The 21,594-nt window shown below is 71.9% G+C and carries 3 protein-coding genes; 2 read left to right on the top strand and 1 reads right to left on the bottom strand.

What is annotated here, in order from left to right; all coding sequences use genetic code 11:
• Positions 1–20 precede the first annotated feature (20 nt).
• Positions 21–1,631 carry an aspartate aminotransferase family protein gene (locus tag OG389_RS28625; protein WP_328301309.1) on the top strand — a complete coding sequence of 537 codons (1,611 nt, stop codon included), beginning with the start codon at positions 21–23 and terminating at the stop codon, positions 1,629–1,631.
• A 79-nt stretch (positions 1,632–1,710) separates the two neighbouring features.
• Positions 1,711–18,879, top strand: coding sequence for an SDR family NAD(P)-dependent oxidoreductase (locus OG389_RS28630; protein ID WP_328301310.1), 17,169 nt, complete (start codon positions 1,711–1,713; stop codon positions 18,877–18,879).
• A 66-nt stretch (positions 18,880–18,945) separates the two neighbouring features.
• Here the strand turns inward: OG389_RS28630 and OG389_RS28635 are convergent, their stop codons facing one another.
• Complete coding sequence (locus OG389_RS28635; RefSeq protein WP_328301311.1) at positions 18,946–21,198, bottom strand: BTAD domain-containing putative transcriptional regulator; 2,253 nt, start codon at positions 21,196–21,198, stop codon at positions 18,946–18,948.
• Positions 21,199–21,594 lie beyond the last annotated feature (396 nt).

A 21,594-nucleotide genomic window follows, 5' to 3' on the forward strand; every position in this document is an offset into this window, starting at 1 on the left:
GTGGGGGAACGGAAACAAAAATGAGCCAGGAAATAGCGGAACTCGAACTCGCGGAACCCTACATCGGGGGTCTGCTCGCCTCGCTCGGACTGGGCGTCCAGTACCTCCGGGCGGAGGGGAACACCCTCTTCTACCGTGACGGCGCCGGCCGTGAGGTTCCGGTGCTCGACCTGGTGGGTGGGTACGGCTCGACGGTCATCGGGCACAACAATCCTGACATCGTGTCCTACGCGAAGAGCCTGTTCGACCAGGGGACACCGATTCACGCGCAGCTCTCGGAACACCCGTGTGCCAATGAGCTGGCGCAGAAGGTCAATGCTGTCCTCCAGCGCGAGTTCGACACCTCGGACACGTACTCCGCGGTCTTCGCCAACAGTGGCGCCGAGGCGTTCGAGATCGCGATCAAGCACGCCGAATTCGACCGGCTCATGAAGGTGGCCGCGCTGGCGGAGGAAATCGACGCGAACATCGAGAACGTCCGCGCGGCCGTTTCGGACGGGGCCTCGATCGTCGTCGACGACGTCCATGTCCGGCTGAGCGCGGATGCGGGACTGGCGGGCGGCTCCGGACCGGACGAGGTGATCGCCGGGGTCAGGGCGGTCAACGGCGGGCGCATGGCGGCCCCGCCCGTGTTCCTGGCCCCGGAGGGTTCGTTCCACGGGAAGCTGGTCGCCAGCGTGCAGTTCACGCACAATGCCGATTTCCGGACCCCGTTCAGGTCGCTGGCCGTGCAGTGCCGATTCGTTCCGGTGCACGAGCCCGATGCCCTGGCCAAGATCATCGAGGCGGAGCGGAGGACGCTGTACGACGTCGTCGTCGACGGCCGGACGGTACGGGTCGTCGAGCGCGACCTGCCGGTCATCGGCGGGTTCGCCCTCGAGCCGGTCCAGGGCGAGGCGGGGATCAGGCCCTTCGACCGGGAGACCGTGCGGCGGATCCAGGAGGCGTGCGCGGCGATCGACTGCCCGGTCATCGTCGACGAGGTGCAGAGCGGCATGGGCCGCACCGGCGCCTTCTTCGCCAGCTCGCACCTCGGGCTCCAGGGCGACTACTACACGCTGGCCAAGAGCCTGGGCGGTGGTGTCGCCAAGACGGCGCTGACGCTGGTGCGCAACTCGCGCTATCGCAAGGAGTTCGAGCTGGTGCACAGTTCGACCTTCGCGAAGGACGGGTTCTCCACCCGGATCGCCAACCGCACGGTCGACCTGCTGGAAGCCGGGAACGGCGAGGTCTACCGAAGGGCGGCGGAGCGCGGCGACCGACTGTCCGGGATGCTGCGGAGACTGCACGGCGAATTCGGGACCGTCGTCAAGGAGGTGCGTGGAAAGGGCCTGATGATCGGCCTCGAGTTCCACGACCAGTCCGATTCCCCCTCGGAGGTCATCGCCGGATACTCCCGCGCGGGCCTCTTCGGCTACGTCCTTTCCGGGTACCTGCTGCGCCTGCACGACATCCGGATCTTCCCGACCGCCAGCGCCGCGAACACGCTGCGGCTGGAGCCGTCCGTCTACATCACCGACGCCGAGATGGACCGGCTGGAGTCGGCGTTGCGTGCTCTGCTGGCCGTACTGCGGGACCAGGACGGCGTCGCACTGCTGCCGGCGGATCCGTCGGAGGAACCGGGCGGATGAGCTAGCGCGAAGTCCACGAGAGAACCGGCGTCGAACAGCATTGCGGCTGTCTGAAATCATGAAGGAAAGAGCTATTTAGATGACGACATGGCATGACGGTTACGGGGGAAGTCGTGACGAGGCGGTCGCGATCGTCGGAGTGTCCTGCCGGTTGCCCGGGGCGATCGGAATAGCGGAGTTCTGGAATCTTTTGAGCGGCGGCCGTGATGCGGTGACCGAAATTCCGGGTGACCGGAGGAGTGGGATCTCGGATTCGGTCCGGTTCGACGGCGGTACCCGGTTCGGGGCGTTCCTGGACGGAGTCGGGGACTTCGACGCCGGATTCTTCGGAATCTCGGCACGCGAGGCCGCGGCGATGGACCCGCAGCAGCGGCTCGTTCTGGAGCTGACCTGGACGGCACTGGAGGACGCCGGGATCGTACCCGCCGATCTGGCCGGCTCAGCGGCCTCGGTGTTCGTCGGGTCGTTGCGCGAGGACTACACCAGCCTGGTGCTGAGCGGCGGCGACGCCGCGATCACCCAGCACACGAACACCGGTACGCATCGGGGGATCATCGCCAACCGGGTCTCCTACGCCCTGGACCTGCGTGGCCCGAGCGTCGTGGTGGACACGGCGCAGTCCTCCTCGCTGGTCGCGGTCCACCTGGCGGCGCAGAGCGTACGATCGGGCGAATCGCCCGTCGCCGTCGTGGCCGGGGTGAACCTCAACCTCCTCGCGGAGGGGGCACTGGGGGCGCAGCGGTTCGGCGGCCTCTCGCCGGACGGACGCAGCTACGTCTTCGACGCCAGGGCCAACGGGTACGTCCGGGGCGAGGGCGCCGTGGTCATGGTGCTCAAGCCGCTGACAGCGGCGCTGGCTGACGGGGACGACGTCTACGCGGTCCTCCGCGGCAGCGCCGCGAACAACGACGGGGCCACCCCCGCCCTGACCGTGCCCGACCCGCGGGCGCAGGAGAGGGTGATCCGGGCCGCGCTGCGGCGGGCCGAGATCACCCCGGACCAGGTGCAGTACGTGGAACTGCACGGCACCGGAACCCCGGTCGGCGACCCGGTCGAGGCGGCCGCGCTGGGCGCGGTCTTCGCGGGGCGCCGGGTCGACGGCACCACCGGGGAGGCGGACCCGCTGCCGGTGGGGTCGGTGAAGACCAACGTCGGGCACCTCGAAGGCGCGGCGGGGATCACCGGGCTGCTCAAGACCGTGCTCGGTATCCGGCACCGGCAGCTTCCCGCGAGCCTGAACTTCGACACGCCCAACCCGGACATCCCCCTCGAGGAACTCGGACTGCGGGTCAACACGGAACTCTCCGACTGGCCGCACCCGGACCGGCCGCTGATCGCAGGCGTCTCCTCGTTCGGCATGGGCGGTACGAACGCGCACGTGGTGCTGAGCGAACCCCCGGTCACCGGGCACGCGCCCACCGACCACGCGCCCACCGACGCCCGGGCCGTCGCCGGGCCGGCCGCCCGGCCGGTTCCGGTCCCGGTTTCGGGGCGGACCCCGGCCGCGCTGCGGGCGCACGCCGCCCTGCTGCGGGACGCGGATCCGGCGCCGCACGACCTCGGGTACTCGCTGGCGACGACCCGGACGGCATTGCGCCACCGGGCCGTCGTGCTGGCTTCGAACGCCGAGGACCTGCGCGCCGGGCTCGACGCGGTGGCGAACGGGGAGCCCGCACCGAACGTGGTGTCCGAGGCGGATCCCGGCCGGCACGATGAGTCGGAGCCGGCCGCCCTCGCGGCCGCGTACGTCCGCGGTGAAGACGTCGACTGGACGGCGGCGTACGCGGGCACGGGGGCCAGGCGGGTGCGACTGCCCGGCTATCCCTTCCAGCGGGAGCGGTTCTGGACCGGCGAACACCGGACCCCCCGGGGCGCGGGCCGCACCGGGACGGCCACAACCGACGCGGCCGCCCTGGTCAGGACGCAGGTGGCGGAGGCCCTCGGATCCGGTGACCCGGACGGGCTGGTGCTGGACACCAACTTCCGGGACCTCGGGTTCTCCTCGCTGATGACCGTGGAGCTGATCGAGAACCTGTCCGCCGCCACCGGGACCTCGCTCTCCAGCGGTCTGCTGTTCGACCACCCGACGCCCCAGGACCTGATCACCTATTTCACCGGGACCGGGATCGAACCGGTTGACGCGGCAAGTGACCCGCGAGCGCCGGGGCCGTCCCGGCGCGAGGGAGATCCCTCCGGCCACGACGAGGACGCGATCGCGATCGTCGGCATGGCCTGCCGTTTCCCGGGCGGGATCGAATCGCCTGAGGACCTGTGGCGCGTGGTCACCGAGGAGCGGGACGTGATCGGTGCGTTCCCGGCCGACCGGGGCTGGCAGCCCGGTGAGGGCTACTCCCGGGTCGGCGGGTTCATCGACACCGCCGCCGAGTTCGACGCGGCGTTCTTCGGGATCTCCCCCAGGGAAGCCCTGGCCATGGACCCGCAGCAGCGGCTGCTGCTGCAGACCACCTGGGAAGCCCTGGAACGGGCCGGCATCGACCCGCGGTCCCTGCGGGGCAGCCGTACCGGGGTGTTCGTCGGCGGCACCGCCTCCGACTACGGCCCGCGGATGCACGAGGCGGGCGACGAGGTCAAGGGCTACGTGCTCACCGGGACCACGACCAGCGTGCTGTCGGGCCGGATCGCCTACCAGTTCGGCTTCGTTGGGCCGACGCTCACCGTCGACACGGCTTGCTCGTCCTCGCTGGTCGCGCTGCACCTGGCGGTTCGCGCACTGCGCGACGGGGACGCGTCGGCGGCGGTCGCCGGCGGCGTGACCGTGATGGCCACCCCGGGCATGTTCGAGGAGTTCTCCAGGCAGCACGGGTTGGCCGACGACGGGCGGTGCAAGCCGTTCTCGGCCGACGCCGACGGCACCGGCTGGGCCGAGGGCGTAGGCATGCTGGTGCTCGAACGCCTGGCGGACGCCCGGCGCGACGGTCACCCGGTGCTCGCCGTCATCCGGGGCAGTGCCATCAACTCCGACGGCGCCTCCAACGGTCTGACCGCGCCGAGCGGTCTGTCCCAGCAGCGGCTCATCAACACCGCGCTGGCCGATGCCGACCTGACCACCTCCGACGTGGACCTGCTGGAAGCGCACGGCACCGGCACCTCGCTCGGCGACCCGATCGAGGCGGAGGCGATCCTCGCCACGTACGGGCAGGACCGGGACAACCCGCTGTACCTGGGTTCGCTGAAGTCCAACATCGGCCACGCCCAGGCTGCGGCCGGAGTCGCCGGCGTGATCAAGGTCGTGCAGGCCATGCGGCACGAGGTGCTGCCGCGCACCCTGCACGCCGACACCCCGACACCCCGGGTGGACTGGACGTCCGGACAGGTCGAGGTGCTCACGCGGACCAGGCAGTGGGAGAGGGCCGGCCGGCCCCTGCGCGCCGGCGTGTCCGCGTTCGGGATCAGTGGCACCAACGCCCATGTCATTCTCGAACAGGGGGAAAAGGCCCCGACGGCGCTGGTGTTCACCGGCCAGGGGGCGCAGCGGCCGGGGATGGGGCGAGAGCTCTACGCGCGGTACCCGGTGTTCGCGCGGACCCTCGACGAGGTGTGCGACGCGTTCGCTCCCCACCTGGACCGGCCGTTGAAGGAGCTGATGTTCGACACCGGACCCGGAGCCGGTGCGGAACTGAACCAGACCCGCTACACCCAGCCGGCGCTGTTCGCCTTCGAGGTGGCGCTCGCCGAGCTGGCCGCCCAGCACGGGCTCGTCCCCGACCTGCTGGCCGGGCACTCCATCGGCGAACTGGCCGCCGCCTACGTGGCCGGGGTGTTCTCGCTGCCGGACGCGGCCCGACTGGTCGCCGCCCGGGGCCGGCTGATGCAGCGGGCCCGGTCCGGCGGAGCGATGATCGCCGTGGAGGCCACCGAGGCCGAGATCGCCGGAACCCTGGTCGACGGCGTCGTGGTGGCCGCGGTGAACGGACCGGTGTCCGTGGTGATCGCCGGGGACGACGAGGCCACCGGGAGGGTGGCCGCCGGCTGGCGGGAGCGTGGCCGCCGGATCACCCGGCTGAGCGTCAGCCATGCCTTCCACTCCCCGCACATGGACGAGGTGCTCGACGAGTTCCGGGAAGTGGCCGGCTCCATCGGGTACCGGCCGCCGCGGATCCCCGTCGTCTCCACGGTGACCGGGCGGTTACTGCCCACCGACGTCACCGGGTACGCCGACCACTGGGTCACCCAGATCCGCGGCACCGTCCGGTTCCATGACGCCGTGTCGGCCCTGCGCGAAGCGGGCGCCGCGGTGTTCGCCGAGGCCGGGCCGTCGGCCGCGCTGACCCCGCTGATCAGGTCCGCCGGAATCACCAGGGCCGTCCCGCTCGGCCGGTCCACCGGGTCCGAGACGGACGTCTTCGTCTCGGGTCTGGCCAGGCTGAACGGCGAGGAACCCACCCACCCCTTCCGCCGGGACCGGTACTGGCTGCCCCCGCGTTCGGCGCGCGGCGCCTCGGGGCATCCGCTGCTCGACTCGGTGGTGGAGCTGGTCGACCGGGACGAAGTGGTACTGGCGGGCACCCTTTCGCTGGCCGAGTACCCGTGGCTCTCCGGGCACGTGATCAACGGATCGACCCTGCTGCCCGGGACGGCCTTCCTGGAACTGGCGCTGTTCGCCGGACAACGGGTGGGCCTGCCCGAAGTGGCGGACCTGACACTGGAGAGCCCGCTCGCACTCCCCGCCGAGGGACGGTCCGGGCCCGGCCCGGTGCAGATCCAGGTCACCGTGGACGACCGGCAGGTGGTGATCCACTCCCGCCGGGACGGGGAACACGAGTGGACCCGGCACGCGTCCGGACTGCTCGCGGCCGCCGGCTCCGGCGCGGGGTCCGACCCGGACGACCGGCTGGAATGGCCCCCCGCAGGCGACCCGGTGCCGGTCGAGGACGCCTACGAACGCCTCGCCGAACGGGGCTACGACTACACCGGCCTGTTCCGTGGACTGCGGTCGGTGTACCGCGACGGTGACACCGTGTACGCCGAGGTCCGGTTCCCGGACGGCCACCTCCGTTCGGAATCCGGGTTCCTCCTGGACCCGGCGCTGCTGGACGCCGTACTGCACCCGATCGTCCTGGGTCTGGTCGACGGCGGGGCGGGAACACGCCTCCCGTTCGCCTGGAGCGGGGTACGACCGCACTCCGCCGTCACCGGGGGAACCGAGTTCCGTGCCCGGATCACCCCGACCGGCGGTGACACCTACGAACTGCTGCTCGCCGACGCGGCGGGTGCCCCGGTTGCCACCGTCGACGGGCTGGCCTTCCGGGCCGCGGCCCGCGACGACGCCGTCCCGATGTACGAACTGACCTGGCAGGTCCGGGACACCGCGGGCCGCGGCACCGCCGCCGGTGACGCCCCCGACCTCGACCCCACCGTCGTCGAGGTCGCCCCGGCCGGCGATCCGGCGACCGCCGTCGCCCGTGCCCTGGGGGAGATCCAGGCCTGGGTGGCAGCCGGGCACGGACCGGACGAGCGGCTGGTGCTCGTCACCCGCAGCGCGGTGGCCGTACGGCCGGAGGAACCGGTCACGGATCTGCCCGCGGCCGCGGTGTGGGGCCTCGTACGAACGGCCCAGAGCGAGTACCCCGACCACGTCGTCGTGGTGGACTTCGCCGACACCACGGGAGCCGCACCGGCCGACGTGACGGCCGCGATCGGCGCGGCGGTACGGACCGGGGAGCCCCAGATCGCCCTGCGCGACGGCGAGGTGCTGGTACCCCGGCTGACCAGGGTCGCCCCGGTCACCGAAACGGCCGGCCCAGGCGCCACCGGCCCAGGCGCCACCGCCCCCGCGGGCGCCGGTCCCGGGTTCGGGTGGAACCCCGACGGCACGGTCCTGATCACCGGCGGCACCGGCGGCCTGGGCGCGCTGATCGCCAGGCACCTCCACCACGAGCACGGTGTGCGCAACCTGCTGCTGGTCAGCCGCCGCGGTCCGGACGCACCCGGCGCCGCCGAGCTGACCGCGGAACTGGACGGCGCACGCGTGGTCGCCCTCGACGTGACGGACCGTACGGCACTGGCCGGGCTGATCGACGCGGTACCGGCCGACGCACCCCTGACCGCGGTGATCCACACCGCCGGGGTGCTCGACGACAGCACGATCACGGCACTGACCGCGGATCGCATCGACACCGTCATGGCGGTCAAGGCCGACGCCGCCCGGCACCTGCACGAACTGACCGCGGACCGCGGGCTCAGCGCCTTCGTGCTGTTCTCCTCGATCTCCGGTCTGCTCGGCACGGCCGGCCAGGCCAACTACGCCGCCGCCAACACCTACCTGGACGCGCTGGCCGCACACCGCCGTGCCCTCGGACTGGCCGGGACGTCACTGGCCTGGGGGCTGTGGCAGGAAGGCATGGGCCAGGGCCTCGACGAGGCGGACATCAACCGCTGGACCCGCTCCGGGGTGGCGCCGCTGACCGCCGCGCAGGGACTCGGCCTGTTCGACCGGGCGATGGCCGGGGACGCGGCGTTGCCGGTCCCCGCGGTCCTGCGGCCGTCCCGGCTCTCCGGCGCCGACCCCGTCCCGGCCGTTCTCCGGTCCCTGGTCAGGCGGCGCGCCAAGCCGGCCGGGACCAGGCCGGCCGGGCGGGCGGGGCAGGTACTGAGCGCGAAGGACGCCCAGGACCTCGTACGGGCGACCGCGGCCGCGGCGCTCGGGCTGCCCAACCCGAACACGCTCGACCTGAGCAAGGCCTTCCGGGAACAGGGCTTCGACTCGCTGGCCGGCGTGGACCTGCGCAACCGGCTGACCGCGGCCACCGGGCGCCCGCTCCCGGCCACCCTGGTCTTCGACCACCCCACACCGCAGGCACTGGCCGCCTTCCTGGCCGAGGACTCGGACAAGGACCCGGCCCAGCAGAGCGCCGGTGGGCGGCGGGGCAGGAGGAAGAGCCGGACCGACGAAGCCATCGCGATCGTCGGCATGGCCTGCCGGTTCCCCGGCGGGGTCCGCTCGGCCGACGACCTGTGGCGGCTCGTGCTGGACGGACGGGACGTGATCTCCGAGTTCCCGACCAACCGGGGATGGGACCTGGGCAGCCTGTACCACCCCGATCCGGACCACCTCGGCACCAGCTACACCCGGCACGGCGGATTCCTGCACGACGCGGACCTGTTCGACGCGGCGTTCTTCGACATGTCGCCGAGGGAGGCGTTGGCCACCGACCCGCAGCAGCGGCTGCTGCTGGAAACGGCCTGGGAGACCTTCGAGGACGCCGGGATCGACCCGGCCGGCCTGCGCGGCAGCCGGACCGGGGTGTTCACCGGCGTGATGTACGACGACTACGCCTCACGGCTCCCGGTCACCCCGCGAGAAGTGGAGGGCTTCCTGCTGACGGGCAACACCTCCAGCGTGGTCTCCGGGCGGCTGGCCTACACCTACGGGCTGGAGGGGCCGGCCCTCACCGTGGACACCGCGTGCTCCTCGTCGCTGGTCGCCCTGCACCTGGCCGCGAACGCGCTGCGCTCGGGCGAGGTGGACCTGGCGCTGGCGGGCGGCGTCACGGTGATGTCCGGACCCAGCACGTTCGTGGAGTTCTCCCGGCAGAACGGGCTGTCCGTGGACGGCCGGTGCAAATCCTTCTCCGCCGACGCCGACGGAACGGGCTGGTCGGAAGGGGTCGGGCTGCTGCTGGTGGAACGGCTCGAGGACGCCCGCCGCAACGGGCACCAGGTGCTGGCGGTACTGCGTGGCTCCGCCGTGAACTCCGACGGCGCCTCCAACGGACTGACCGCGCCGAACGGGCCCTCCCAGGAACGGGTGATCCGCTCCGCCCTCGCCGACGCGGGTCTGTCCGCCGCGGACGTGGACCTCGTCGAGGCGCACGGCACCGGCACCCGGCTCGGTGACCCGATCGAGGCACAGGCCCTGCTGGCCACCTACGGGCAGGACCGCGAGGAACCCGTCCGTCTCGGTTCCCTGAAGTCGAACCTCGGACACGCCCAGGCCGCCGCCGGCGTCGGCGGGGTGATCAAGGTGATCCAGGCGATGCGCCACGGCATCCAGCCGCGCACCCTGCACCTCGGCGAGCCCTCGCCCCACGTGGACTGGTCCGCGGGCCAGGTCGAGCTGCTCGCCGAACGGCAGGACTGGCCGGACCGTGACCGGCCGCGGCGGGCCGCCGTGTCCGCGTTCGGGATCAGTGGCACCAACGCCCACGTGATCCTGGAACAGGCGGAGGACCTCCCGGTTCCCACCCGGACCCCGGCCGTGCTCTCCGCCCCGGGCGCCCCGCGCGACCCGGCCGACGCCGGCCACCCGATGGTGCCGCTGGTCGTGTCGGCCCGCGACGAGCAGGCCCTGCGGACGCGGGCCGCGCAGCTGCGCACCCACCTGGCCGAACACCCGGACGTCGACCTCGTCGACCTCGCGGGCACCCTCGCCACCCGGCGCGCCCGACTGGACCAGCGGGCCGTCGTGCTCGGCGCCGACCGGGAGACCCTCCTGCGGGGCCTCGACTCCCTCGCGACGGGAACGTCCGGTGGACCGGGCGTGATCCAGGGCAACGGGACGGGCCGGGGCGCCACGGCGTTCCTGTTCACCGGACAGGGCGCGCAACGGGCCGGCATGGGCCGCGAGCTGTACGAGCGCTCGCCCGTCTACCGGGCCGCGCTCGACGAGGTCTGCGCCCACCTCGATCCCGTACTCGACCGGCCGCTGCGCATGGTCCTGTTCGCCGAGCCCGACAGCGCGGATTCGGCGCTGCTCGACCAGACCGCCTACACCCAGGCCGCGTTGTTCGCCGTCGAGGTGGCGCTCCACCGGTTCGCCGTGCACTACGGCATCGTCCCGGACTACCTGCTGGGGCATTCCGTCGGCGAGGTGGCCGCGGCGCACGTGGCCGGGGTGTTCGACCTGCCCGACGCCTGCCGCCTGGTCGCCGCCAGGGGGACCGCGATGCAGTCCGCCCGGGACGACGGCGCGATGGCCGCGCTGGAGGCCACCGAGGAAGAGGTGCGCGGCTCACTGGTGCCCGGCGCGGCGATCGCCGCGGTGAACGGCCCCCGGTCCGTCGTGGTCTCCGGCGACGAGGACGCGGTGGCCGCGATGGCCGGCCTCTGGTCGGACCTGGGCCGGCGGACCCGGCGGCTCGCGGTCAGCCACGCCTTCCACTCGCCGCACATGGACGGGGTGCTGGCCGGCTTCCGGGCCGAACTGGACACCCTCACCTTCCGCGCGCCGCGGATCCCGATCGTCTCGGACGTGACGGGGGAGATCGCCACCACCGAGCAGCTGACCTCACCGGACTACTGGGTGAGCCATGTCCGCGAAGCGGTCCGGTTCCACGACGGCGTACTCACCCTGCGGCGCAACGGCGTCACCGAGTTCGTCGAGATCGGTCCGAACGGCGTGCTGACCGCGATGGCCTCCCAGGCGATCGCGGCCCAGAGCGACGGCGCGGGCGGCGCGGACGGCGCCGGCGACGAGCACAGCGGTGTCTCGGTACCGATGCTGCGCTCCGGGCGCGGCGACGTGGAAACCGTACTCGCCGCGTTCGGCGCCCTGGGCGTGCGCGGCGTACCGGTCGACTGGCCCGCGGTGTTCCCGGAAGCGGGGCGGGTCCCGCTGCCGGCCTATCCGTTCCAGCACCGGCGGTACTGGCTGGAGGCCCCGGTCTCCGGGCACCCGCTGCTCGACTCGGTGGTGGACCTCGTCGACGGCACGACCGTGCTGTCCGGCGCGATCAGCGCCACCGGATGGATCGCCGAGCACCGGATCCGCGGCGAACTCGTCGTCCCCGGCACGGCGTTGCTGGACATGACGCTGTACGCCGGGGCCCGGGTGGACTGCCCGGCGGTGGCCGAACTGACGCTCACCTCACCCCTCCTCCTGTCCGAGGACGGGCCCACATCGGTCCAGCTCCTGGTCGGCGCCCCCGATCCGGACGGCAGCCGGTCCGTACTGATCCATTCCCGGCCGGACTCCTCCGGATCCGGCGAGGACACCGAATGGACACAGCACGCCCGTGCCGTGCTCGTTCCCGAGCGGCCGGCGCCCCCGGCCGAACCCCGGCCGTCCGGCACCGAGGTCGACCTGACCGGGGCTTACCAGCGGCTGGGCGGGCACGGCTACCACTACGGCCCCGCGTTCCAGGGCCTGCGCTCGGTGCACCGCGACGGCGAGGACCACTTCGTCGAGGTGGAACTCCCGCGGCGCCACCACTCCGAGGCGAGCTCGTTCGGGGTGCACCCGGCGCTGCTCGACGCCGTCCTGCACGTGCTGCTCCCCGGAGTGGTCGATCCCGGTGCCACCCCGGTCCTGCCGTTCTCCTGGACCGGGGTGACCCGCCACGCGACCGGTGCGACGGCGCTCCGGGCGAAGGTCACCGTGCGCGGGAACACGGCGCGTCTGCTGGCCTACGACCAGCACGGCAACGCGGTCCTGACGGTGGACGAACTGGCACTGCTGCCCGTCGGCGGAAGCCTCGCCCCCGCGGGGCTGCACACCCTGGTGTGGCGCGACGCCCCGGCACCCGGCGCTTCCCCCGAACCGGCCGTCCTCCATCGCGTACCGGCGGCCCCCACCACGGGGAAGGACGCCGTACGAGAGGTCGCGGCGTCGGCGAAGGCCGTGGTCCACTCCGTTCTCGCCGTACTGCGCGAGATCCTCGACGGGGACGACGGGCGCAGGCACGCCTTCGTGGTCACCCCGGACCTGGCGAACTCCACGGTCCGCGGGCTGATCCGGACCGCACAGTCGGAGAACCCGGGCAGGTTCCTGCTGATCGAGGCCGACGGATCGGCCACCGACGAGCAGTTGGACACCGCCCTGCGCACCCAGGAGGCGGAACTGGCGATCCGGGACGGCAGGATCCTCGCGCCCAGGCTGACCCGGCCGGCCGCCGCTCCGGCCGACGCCCCGCACACCGCGGTGGACTGGAGCGCGGGACCGGTACTGATCACCGGAGCGACCGGAACCCTCGGCACGATCCTGGCCCGGCACCTGGTCGTCGAGCACGGGGCACGTGACCTGGTGCTGCTCAGCCGCCGGGGCGAAGCCGCACCCGGCGCGGCGGAACTCCGGGACGAACTGGTCGCACTCGGCGCCGCCGTGAGCCTGACGGCCGCCGACGTGACCGACCGGCAGGCCCTGGAGCGCGTGTTCGCCGAACACGGGCCGGCCGCCGTGGTGCACACCGCGGGAGTGGTCGCCGACGCCACCCTGGCCGGACTGACCGCCGAACAGATCGACACGGTGCTGCGTCCGAAGGTGGACGCGGCATGGCACCTGCACGAACTGGCAGGTGACAAACCCCTGGTCCTGTACTCCTCGGTGACCGGACTGCTCGGTACGGCCGGCCAGGCGAACTACGCGGCGGCCAACACGTTCCTGGACGCCCTCGCCGAGCACCGCCGTGAACTCGGCCGGCCCTCGGTCTCCCTCGCCTGGGGTCTGTGGGCGCAGACCAGCGGCATGTCCGAGCAGCTGACCGATGCGGACCTCCAGCGGCTGACCCGCTCCGGCCTGCGTCCGCTGGAGACCGCCGAGGCACTCGACCTGTTCGACGCCGCCCTCGAAACGATCGGCGGGACCGGTTCCGCGGTCCTGGCCCTGACCCGGTTCGACCGCTCCGCCCTGCGCGGCCGCGGCGACCTTCCCGGTCTCCTGCGCGACCTGGCCGGACCGGCCGCGGCCACGACGAGGACATCCACGCCGAACGGCGGGAACGGCCGGCCGGGAGCGGACACCGCGCCGTTCTCCCCGGAGCTCGACCCGGCCGAGGTCCAGGACCTCGTCCGCCGGCACGTCGCCGCGGTACTGGGCCACACCGATCCGGACGAGATCCGGGAGGACCGCTCCTTCAGCGAGCTCGGTTTCGATTCGCTCACCGCGGTCGAACTGCGCAACCAGCTGAGCGCCGCGACCGGCTTGCGGCTGTCCTCGACCGTGGTCTTCGACCACCCCAACCCCGTCTCCCTGACCGAACACCTGCGGAGCCTGGTCCAGGTCGCCGAGCCGCCGGCCGCCCCGGACACGCCGCGGGCCCGCAACCGGCCGCGGGCCGGGGACGACCACGACGAGCCGATAGCGATCGTCGGGATGGCCTGCCGGTACCCGGGCGGGGTCGCCTCACCGCACGATCTGTGGAACCTCGTGGCCGAGGGCCGGGACGCCACGTCGGAGTTCCCCGTGAACCGGGGCTGGCCCGGCGATCTCTACCACCCCGACCCGGACCACCTCGGTACCTCCATCACCCGGCGGGGCGGATTCCTGCACGACGCTGACCTCTTCGACGCGGAGTTCTTCGGGATGTCGCCGAGGGAGGCGTCGGCGGTGGACCCCCAGCAGCGCCAGCTGCTGGAAACCACCTGGGAGGCCGTGGAGAACGCGGGCCTGGACCCGCAGACCCTGCGCGGCAGCCTCACCGGAGTGTTCGTGGGCGTCATGTACAGCGACTACGGATCGCGGCCGGACCTGCCGGCGGACGGATCGCAGGGATACCTGTACAGCGGCAGCGCGGGCAGCATCGCCTCCGGCCGGCTCGCCTACACCTTCGGGTTCGAGGGGCCGACCCTCACCGTGGACACCGCGTGCTCGTCCTCGCTGGTCGCGGTGCACCTGGCCGCCAGCGCGCTGCGGCGCGGAGAGTGCGAGCTCGCGGTGGCGGGCGGCGCGACGGTGATGTCCACACCGACCGCGTTCGTGGAGTTCTCCCGTCTGCGCGGACTGGCCGAGGACGGCCGGTGCAAGTCGTTCTCCGACGACGCCGACGGCACCGGATGGTCCGAGGGCGCCGGCATGCTGCTGCTGGAGACCCTGTCCGCGGCCAGGCGCAACGGCCACCGGGTGCTCGGTGTCCTGCGCGGCTCCGCGGTCAACTCCGACGGGGCCTCGAACGGCCTGACCGCACCCAACGGCCCCGCCCAGGAACGGGTGATCCGGGCCGCGCTCGACTCCGCGGACCTCACCCCGGCCGACGTCGACCTGGTGGAGGCACACGGCACCGGCACGAGGCTCGGTGACCCGATCGAGGCACAGGCCGTGTTCGCCACCTACGGACGCGACCGGGAGAACCCGGTGCTGCTGGGTTCCCTGAAGTCGAACATCGGGCACACCCAGGCGGCCGCGGGAGTCGGCGGGATCATCAAGGTCGTCCAGGCCATGCGGCACGGGATCGCGCCGGCCACCCTGCACGTGGGTACCCCCTCCCAGCACGTCGACTGGTCGGCGGGCGAGGTCGAGCTGCTGACCCGGGCCCGCCCGTGGCCCCGCGGGGAGCAGCCCCGCCGGGCCGGAGTGTCCTCCTTCGGGTTCGGCGGCACCAACGCCCACGTGATCATCGAAGAGGCCGAGACCGAGGCCGAGCCCGAGACCGAGACCGGAGCCGAATCCGCTCCGGTCACCGGGGCCCCCGCCGGCCCCGCGCACCCGATCCCGTGGGTGCTCTCCGCCCGCAACCCGCAGGCCCTCGCCGACCAGGCCGAACGGACGGCCCACCTGTCCACGGCGGACGAATCCCTCACCCTCGCCACCCGCGCCGCGATGCCGTACCGGATCGCGGCGAACAGCCCGCAGGCCCTGCGCGACGCGATTCCGGTGCGCGCACAGGGAGGCCGACTGGCCTTCGCGTTCACCGGACAGGGCGCGCAGCGCATCGGCATGGGCCTCGAACTGGCCGCCGCGTACCCGGTGTTCGCCGAAGCGTTCGACGAGGTCTGCGCGCACTTCGACGCTTCGCTGGGCGCACTGGTCCGGGAGGCGATCGCCACCGGGGAGCGCCTGGACGAGACCGGCACGGCGCAGCCCGCGCTGTTCGCCGTCGAGGTGGCACTGTTCCGCCTGGTGGAGTCGTGGGGGATCCGGCCGGACCTGGTGCTCGGTCATTCGATCGGTGAGCTGGCCGCCGCACACGCCGCCGGAGTGCTGTCGCTGCGCGACGCGGCCAGGCTGGTCGCCGCACGCGGCAACCTCATGCAGGCCCTGCCCCGGGGCGGGGCGATGGTCGCCGTCGAGGCGGGCGCCACCGAACTGGACGGACGGGAGCTGCCCGCCGGCGTGACCGTCGCCGCGGTCAACGGCCCCACCTCGATCGTGCTGTCCGGCGCGGAGGCAGCACTGCTGTCCTTCGTGGAGGAGGAGTTCACCAGCCGGGGCAGGCGCACCAAGCGGCTCGCGGTGAGCCACGCCTTCCACTCCCCGCTGATGGAACCCATGCTGGACGAGTTCAGGGCGGTCGCCCGGGAACTCACCTACACCGAACCGAAGATCCCCGCGATCTCCACGGTCACCGGCCGGCCCGCCGGGGAATGGACCGACCCCGAGTACTGGGTCGACCAGGTCCGTGCGACCGTCCGGTTCCACGAAGCGCTGCTCACCGCGCGGGACGAGGGAGTGCGCACGGTCCTGGAACTGGGACCCGACGCGGTGCTCACCGGCATGATCGCGGCGGGCTTCCCCGCGGAGCCCTCCGAGGACGCGGTGGAGCGACTGGCCGCCGTGCCGCTCGCCCGGGCCGGCAAGGCCGAACCGGACACCGTCGTCACGGCGCTCGGCACCCTGTTCACCAGGGGTGTGGACATCGACTGGCACGCGGTGTTCCCCGGCGCCGGACCCGTCGACGTACCCACCTACGCGTTCCAGCGCAAGCGGTTCTGGCTCGCCCCGACCGGACGGTCCCACGTGACCGGAGCCGGCCTGCGGGCCGCGGACCATCCGCTGCTGGGAGCGGCGGTCGACCTGGCCCCGGACAGTGCGGCGCGGTCGCACACCACGGTGCTGACCGGCAGGCTGTCCCTGTCCACCCATCCGTGGCTGGCCGACCACCGGGTCCAGGGCGTCGCGATCGTCCCCGGTACCGCGCTGATCGAACTCGTCGCGTCGCTGGGTGCGACGGCGCAGCTCACGGTCACCGAACCGGTGGTCGTACCGGACACCGGTGCGATCACCCTCCAGGTGGTGTCCGACGGCGGCGACGTCACGATCTTCTCCCGGCGCGAGGACGCCGACTCCGGTGACGGGCCGTGGACCAGGCACGCCGCCGGAACCCTCGACACGGAGGAACACGGGGACGCTCCGGAAGCCGATCCCTGGCCGGACGGCCTGACGGAGATCGACCTCACCGGGGTGTACGACCGGGTCGCGGAACACGGCTACCAGTACGGCCCCGCCTTCCAGGGGCTGCGGCGCCTCCAGCGGCGCGCGGAGGAGCTGTTCGCGGAGATCGAGGCGCCTGCCGAACTGGCCGAATCGGCCGCCGGGTTCGCCGTGCACCCGGCGCTGCTGGACGCGGCCTTGCATCCCCTGCTCCCCGGAGTGGCCGACAGCAGGCCCGCCTCCCTGCCCTTCGCCTGGAGCGGGGTGCGGTTCCACGCCGGAGCCGCGACCACCGCCGGGACGGTGCTGGGTGCCCGGATCACCCCCACGGGTCCGCACGCGGTGCGCCTGCTGGTGACCGACGGCGGCGGCCAGGTGCTGGTCGAGGTCGACGAGCTGGTGCTGCGCCCGCTCACCGGTCCGCCGGCCGGCGCCCCGGCCGGCGAGAACCTGGTGTACACACCGGTCTGGCGCACGCTGGACGTGCCCCGGGCACCGGCCGGCACCCCGGTGAACGACTCCGCGTACGAGGTGGTGCAGGTCGATCCGGGCGTGGGCGAACTGCCCCGGCGTGCCCGGCACGCCGTGCACCACACCCTCGGTGCCCTGCGCGACTGGCTGGACACCGGCACCACCGGGAAGCTCGCCGTCGTGGTGGGCACCGACCTCGCCCATGCCGGTGTGCGCGGCCTCGTCCGCAGCGCCGCGACGGAACACCCCGGACGGTTCGTCCTGGTGGACCGTTCGGACTGGGACGGTACCGGCGACGTCCGGGAAGCCGTCGGGGAACTCCTGGCCCGGACCGACAGCGGTGACGAGCCGCACCTGCGGGTCCACGGAGGGGAGGTGCTCGTCCCGAGGCTGGTCCGGTACGAGCCGGCGGCCGGCCACCAGCCGGAACACCGGGTGACGGAGGGCTCGGAGGAGCCGGTCGCCACCGCGACCGCCTGGGACCGGGGCACCGTCATGATCACCGGCGCGAGTGGTGCGCTGGGCACCGTCCTGGCCAGGCACCTGGTGCGGCGGCACGGCGCCCGGTCGCTACTGCTGGTGAGCCGGAGCGGCCGAGCTGCGGAGATCGGGGACGACGCGGACGGCGTGGAGATCATCGCGGCCGCATGCGACGTCACCGACCGCGAGGCACTGGCCGGACTCGTACGGCGTCACCGGCCGGTCGCCTTCGTCCATGCCGCCGGGGTGCTGGCCGACGGCACGCTGGACGGGCTCACCGACGAGCAGGTCGACACCGTGCTCCGGCCCAAGATCGACGCGGCCTGGAACCTGCACGAACTGGCCGGGGACAAGCCCCTGGTGCTGTACTCCTCGATCGCCGGCCTGCTCGGCACCGCGGGGCAGGCGAACTACGCGGCGGCGAACACCTTCCTGGACGGCCTCGCCGAGTACCGCGACGCGCTCGGCCTGCCCACGGCCTCCCTGGCCTGGGGGCTGTGGGAGACCGGAATGGGGGACGCGCTGTCCGAAGCGGACCACCGGCGCATCGCGAAGCTCGGGCTGCGTCCGCTCACGGAACCGGAGGCGCTGGCCGCCTTCGACCTCGCCCTTTCGGAGATCGCCGCCCCGGCACCCGCCGGGGAGCGGAGCCCGGTGTTCGCCGTGACCGGGATCGACCGGGCCGCCCTGGGCGCCTCCCCGAACCCGCCCTCGGTACTACGGGCACTCGTACCCCGTACCGGACGGGTCGCGGCACCCCGGACCGGCGGCCCGGTCCGGCCGGCCGCGTCGCAGGCCGGCCTCCAGTGGCAGCAGCCGGGTGCCGTCCTCGACCTGGTCCGCCGCGAGGTCGCCACCGCACTGGGACACGACGACGTGTCCGCGATCGCGAGCACGGCGCCGTTCACCGACCTGGGCTTCGACTCGCTGACGGCGGTGGAACTGCGCAACCGGCTCGTGGCGGTCACCGGTGAAAACTTGCCGACCACGCTGGTATTCGACTATCCGACCCCGTCCACTTTGGCCGAATACCTGCGCACCGTCGTCGCGGCCAAACAAGCCGCTCCGCTCCTGGACCAGTTGGAGGCGCTGATGCGTGAAGGGGTACTCGACCCCGGGGCGCGGGCACGGCTCCAGCGGCTCATCGGCGGAGCCACGGCCGGAGCCGCAGTCCCCGCGGACGAGCAGGGAGAGGAGGACTTCGCCGATGCCGCCGACGAGGACCTGTTCGCCCTGATCGACGAACTCGACTGACCGGTCCGAGGGCATTCTTCGGCGCGGGCGGATCACCTGCCCGCGCCGAAGCGCCTTCACGCCGCACTAGCCGGCAGCGTGTTCCTCAGGGAAGGAGTTCGTTCCGACGACCAGCGGCAACGCCCGGAGCAACCGGGCCCGCTTGTCGGACGTGACGTCGGGAGAACCGAAGACATGGTGGAATACACGCCATGTCGATTCCGGGATGCATTCGCCCACGGTGTCGATCAGGTTCTTGAACAGCCGGGCGACGGCGTCGACCGACAGAGGTTCGAGCAGAATGCGGGTACTGTTCGGCTGGGACCAGCCCCATTGAGGGTACCTGCGGTGAAAATCCTTGTTCGCGCAGGCCACGATGAGGAGCATGCCCGGCTGACTGCACGATCCGAGTTTCTCGATGAACGCGAGCGTGGCCTCGTCGGCCAGGTGCAGATCGTCGACCGACACGATGATCGGGTGTTTCTGGGCGAACTCGTGGACAATGTCCTCGGGTTCGGGGGAACGGTCCTCCGATTCCGGATCGCCGTGGCCGGCCGAATCGAATCGGCTCGTCGGACCGACTTCGTGGTACAGCAGTCGCAACTGGGCGACGACCGCATCCGGGTCGATGCTCACCGACCGGCTCACCCGGTACCTCAGTATCACGGGCGCCGGCTGGTCCTTCTCCGCGAACATCCTGCAGAATTCGCCCAGGAGCCGGCTCTTCCCCGTCCCGTGGTCGCCGAGGACGGTCACCAGATGCGGCATGCCGTGCTGTTCGGCCCGCTCGAACATCCTCTGGAGAATGTCCATCTCGTGTTCCCGGTCCATGAACGGCTTGGTGTCGACCGGATAGTCCGCCGTACGGGACTCGGCGACCCAGTACGGCAGATCCTCACCGGCCATCGCAGGATAGGACGCCTGGTCGTCGGTCAGCGACCGGGTGCGATCGCATACCCAGATCATGCCCACCGGTATCTTCGGGAACGTTTCCCAGCACTGGTCGAGAAGCGTTCCGTTGACCGACACCTGAGCCTTCTGCGGCGAGGAGTCGGAATGCCACTGCATGTCGCCGGTCGCCACCATGGCCCTGATGGTCAGCCCGTGCGTGTTCTCCTCCGACACATCGAGGCTGTCGCGCAGCAGCAGGGCGAGCTGGGTGGCCCGGGAGGCGTTCTCCCTCGAATCCTCGAGGTCGAAAAGGGCGATCGTCGCGGAACCCACGGAGGCGAGGACCTCCCCGCCGCAGCACTCGATTCCCATCCTGACCAAGGTGTGGACGCCTTCGAGCAGCTCGTCGACCTCTCCCGGGTCCGCCTGGCACGCCCCGGATCCCACATGCGCGCGCACCATCATGACGCTGGCCTCACGCCGGTGCGACTGGGTCGGAGGCGGCGGTGCGACATCGGGCCAACTCGGCACGGCCAGTACGTCCGCCGTGTCCGGCGCGAACTCGGCTTCGAAGGGGCTCAGGTCCGCGACGATCCGCGGGTCCGGAACGATCCGCGGACTCGATTCGATCGTGTTCCTGAACGGTTCGGGATCGTCACCCGCCACGGTCCCCGGGTAGAAGTCACTGAGTGCCGGATCGTGCGACAGGATGCGCTGCTGCAGATTCCGCAGCCACGGCCCGGGTTCCAGGCCGAAATTGTCCACGAGTTCGACACGGGTCCGGTTGTAGACGTTCAGGGCTTCGGTCTGGCGACCGGATCGGTACAGGGCCAGCATCAGCAGGCCGCGGGTGCGCTCCCGCGCGGGTTCGGTCTCCGCCATCTTCTCGATCCCGGCGAGCACCTCCCGGTGATGGCCGGATTCCAATTCGGCCTCGAAGTAGAGCTCCTGGGCGTCGATGCGAGAGTTCTCGACCACACTCGCTTCCGGCCAGACGATCCCCACCTCCGCGAGATCGGCCAGTACCTGTCCGCGCCACAAGTCCAGAGCGCCCCGCAGGATCCCGGCGGCATCGGCGGGGAATCCCTCGGCCATCCTCTTGCGGCCGAGCTCCAGGCGCCGGTGGAACACGTGGATGTCGACCGTTTCCGGGTCGACGCTCAGCATGTAACCGGGAGACTGCGTGACGAGGACCGGGAGCGAATCACGTGCGCGCAGCGCGGTGAGGATCGACCTGAGCGACCAGACCGAATTCTGCAGGATCTTCCTCGCGGTGACGGGCGGTTCGTCATCGGGCCAAAGGGATTCGACTAACCGGCTGGTCGGCACCACCTGGTTCGGCTCAAGAAGCAGACGGCCCAGGAGCGCGCGCTGTTTCACGCCACCAAGAATGGCCCGTTCGTCGTTTCGGATGATTTCCAGTGGGCCGAGCACGCGGAATTGCATCATGGCTTTCTCCCCGAATTTTTCACGATCACGAATAGGGCCTGGCCGTGGCCGTACACGTGAAATGGTGCGAGTGTTTCGTGCTAGATTTCCATCCGGATCCCCGGGCGCGGGCATGGCGCCGCGGTGGTTGCGGGTGTGTGTATCCCTGCAGGTAGAATCCGGCAGGGGGGTCGGATCGACGGCCTCGAGGAATTGCGAACGGTCCGCCGGTGCGACGAGGAGCAGTCGTCGGGCGTCGTTTTCCGTATCAGTCCTATGACGGTGAAAGATCGCGTAACCCCCCGGATTAGCGCTCAGTCAAGTTTACCCAAATTTTAGTGTATCATGCAGAATTAAACTGCCCCCGGCCACGAGTGCTCCGGCGGCGGCTCAAAGGACACCGGATGGCGTGAATTG

The sequence above is a fragment of the Streptomyces sp. NBC_00435 genome (genome assembly GCF_036014235.1).
Classification (GTDB): domain Bacteria; phylum Actinomycetota; class Actinomycetes; order Streptomycetales; family Streptomycetaceae; genus Streptomyces.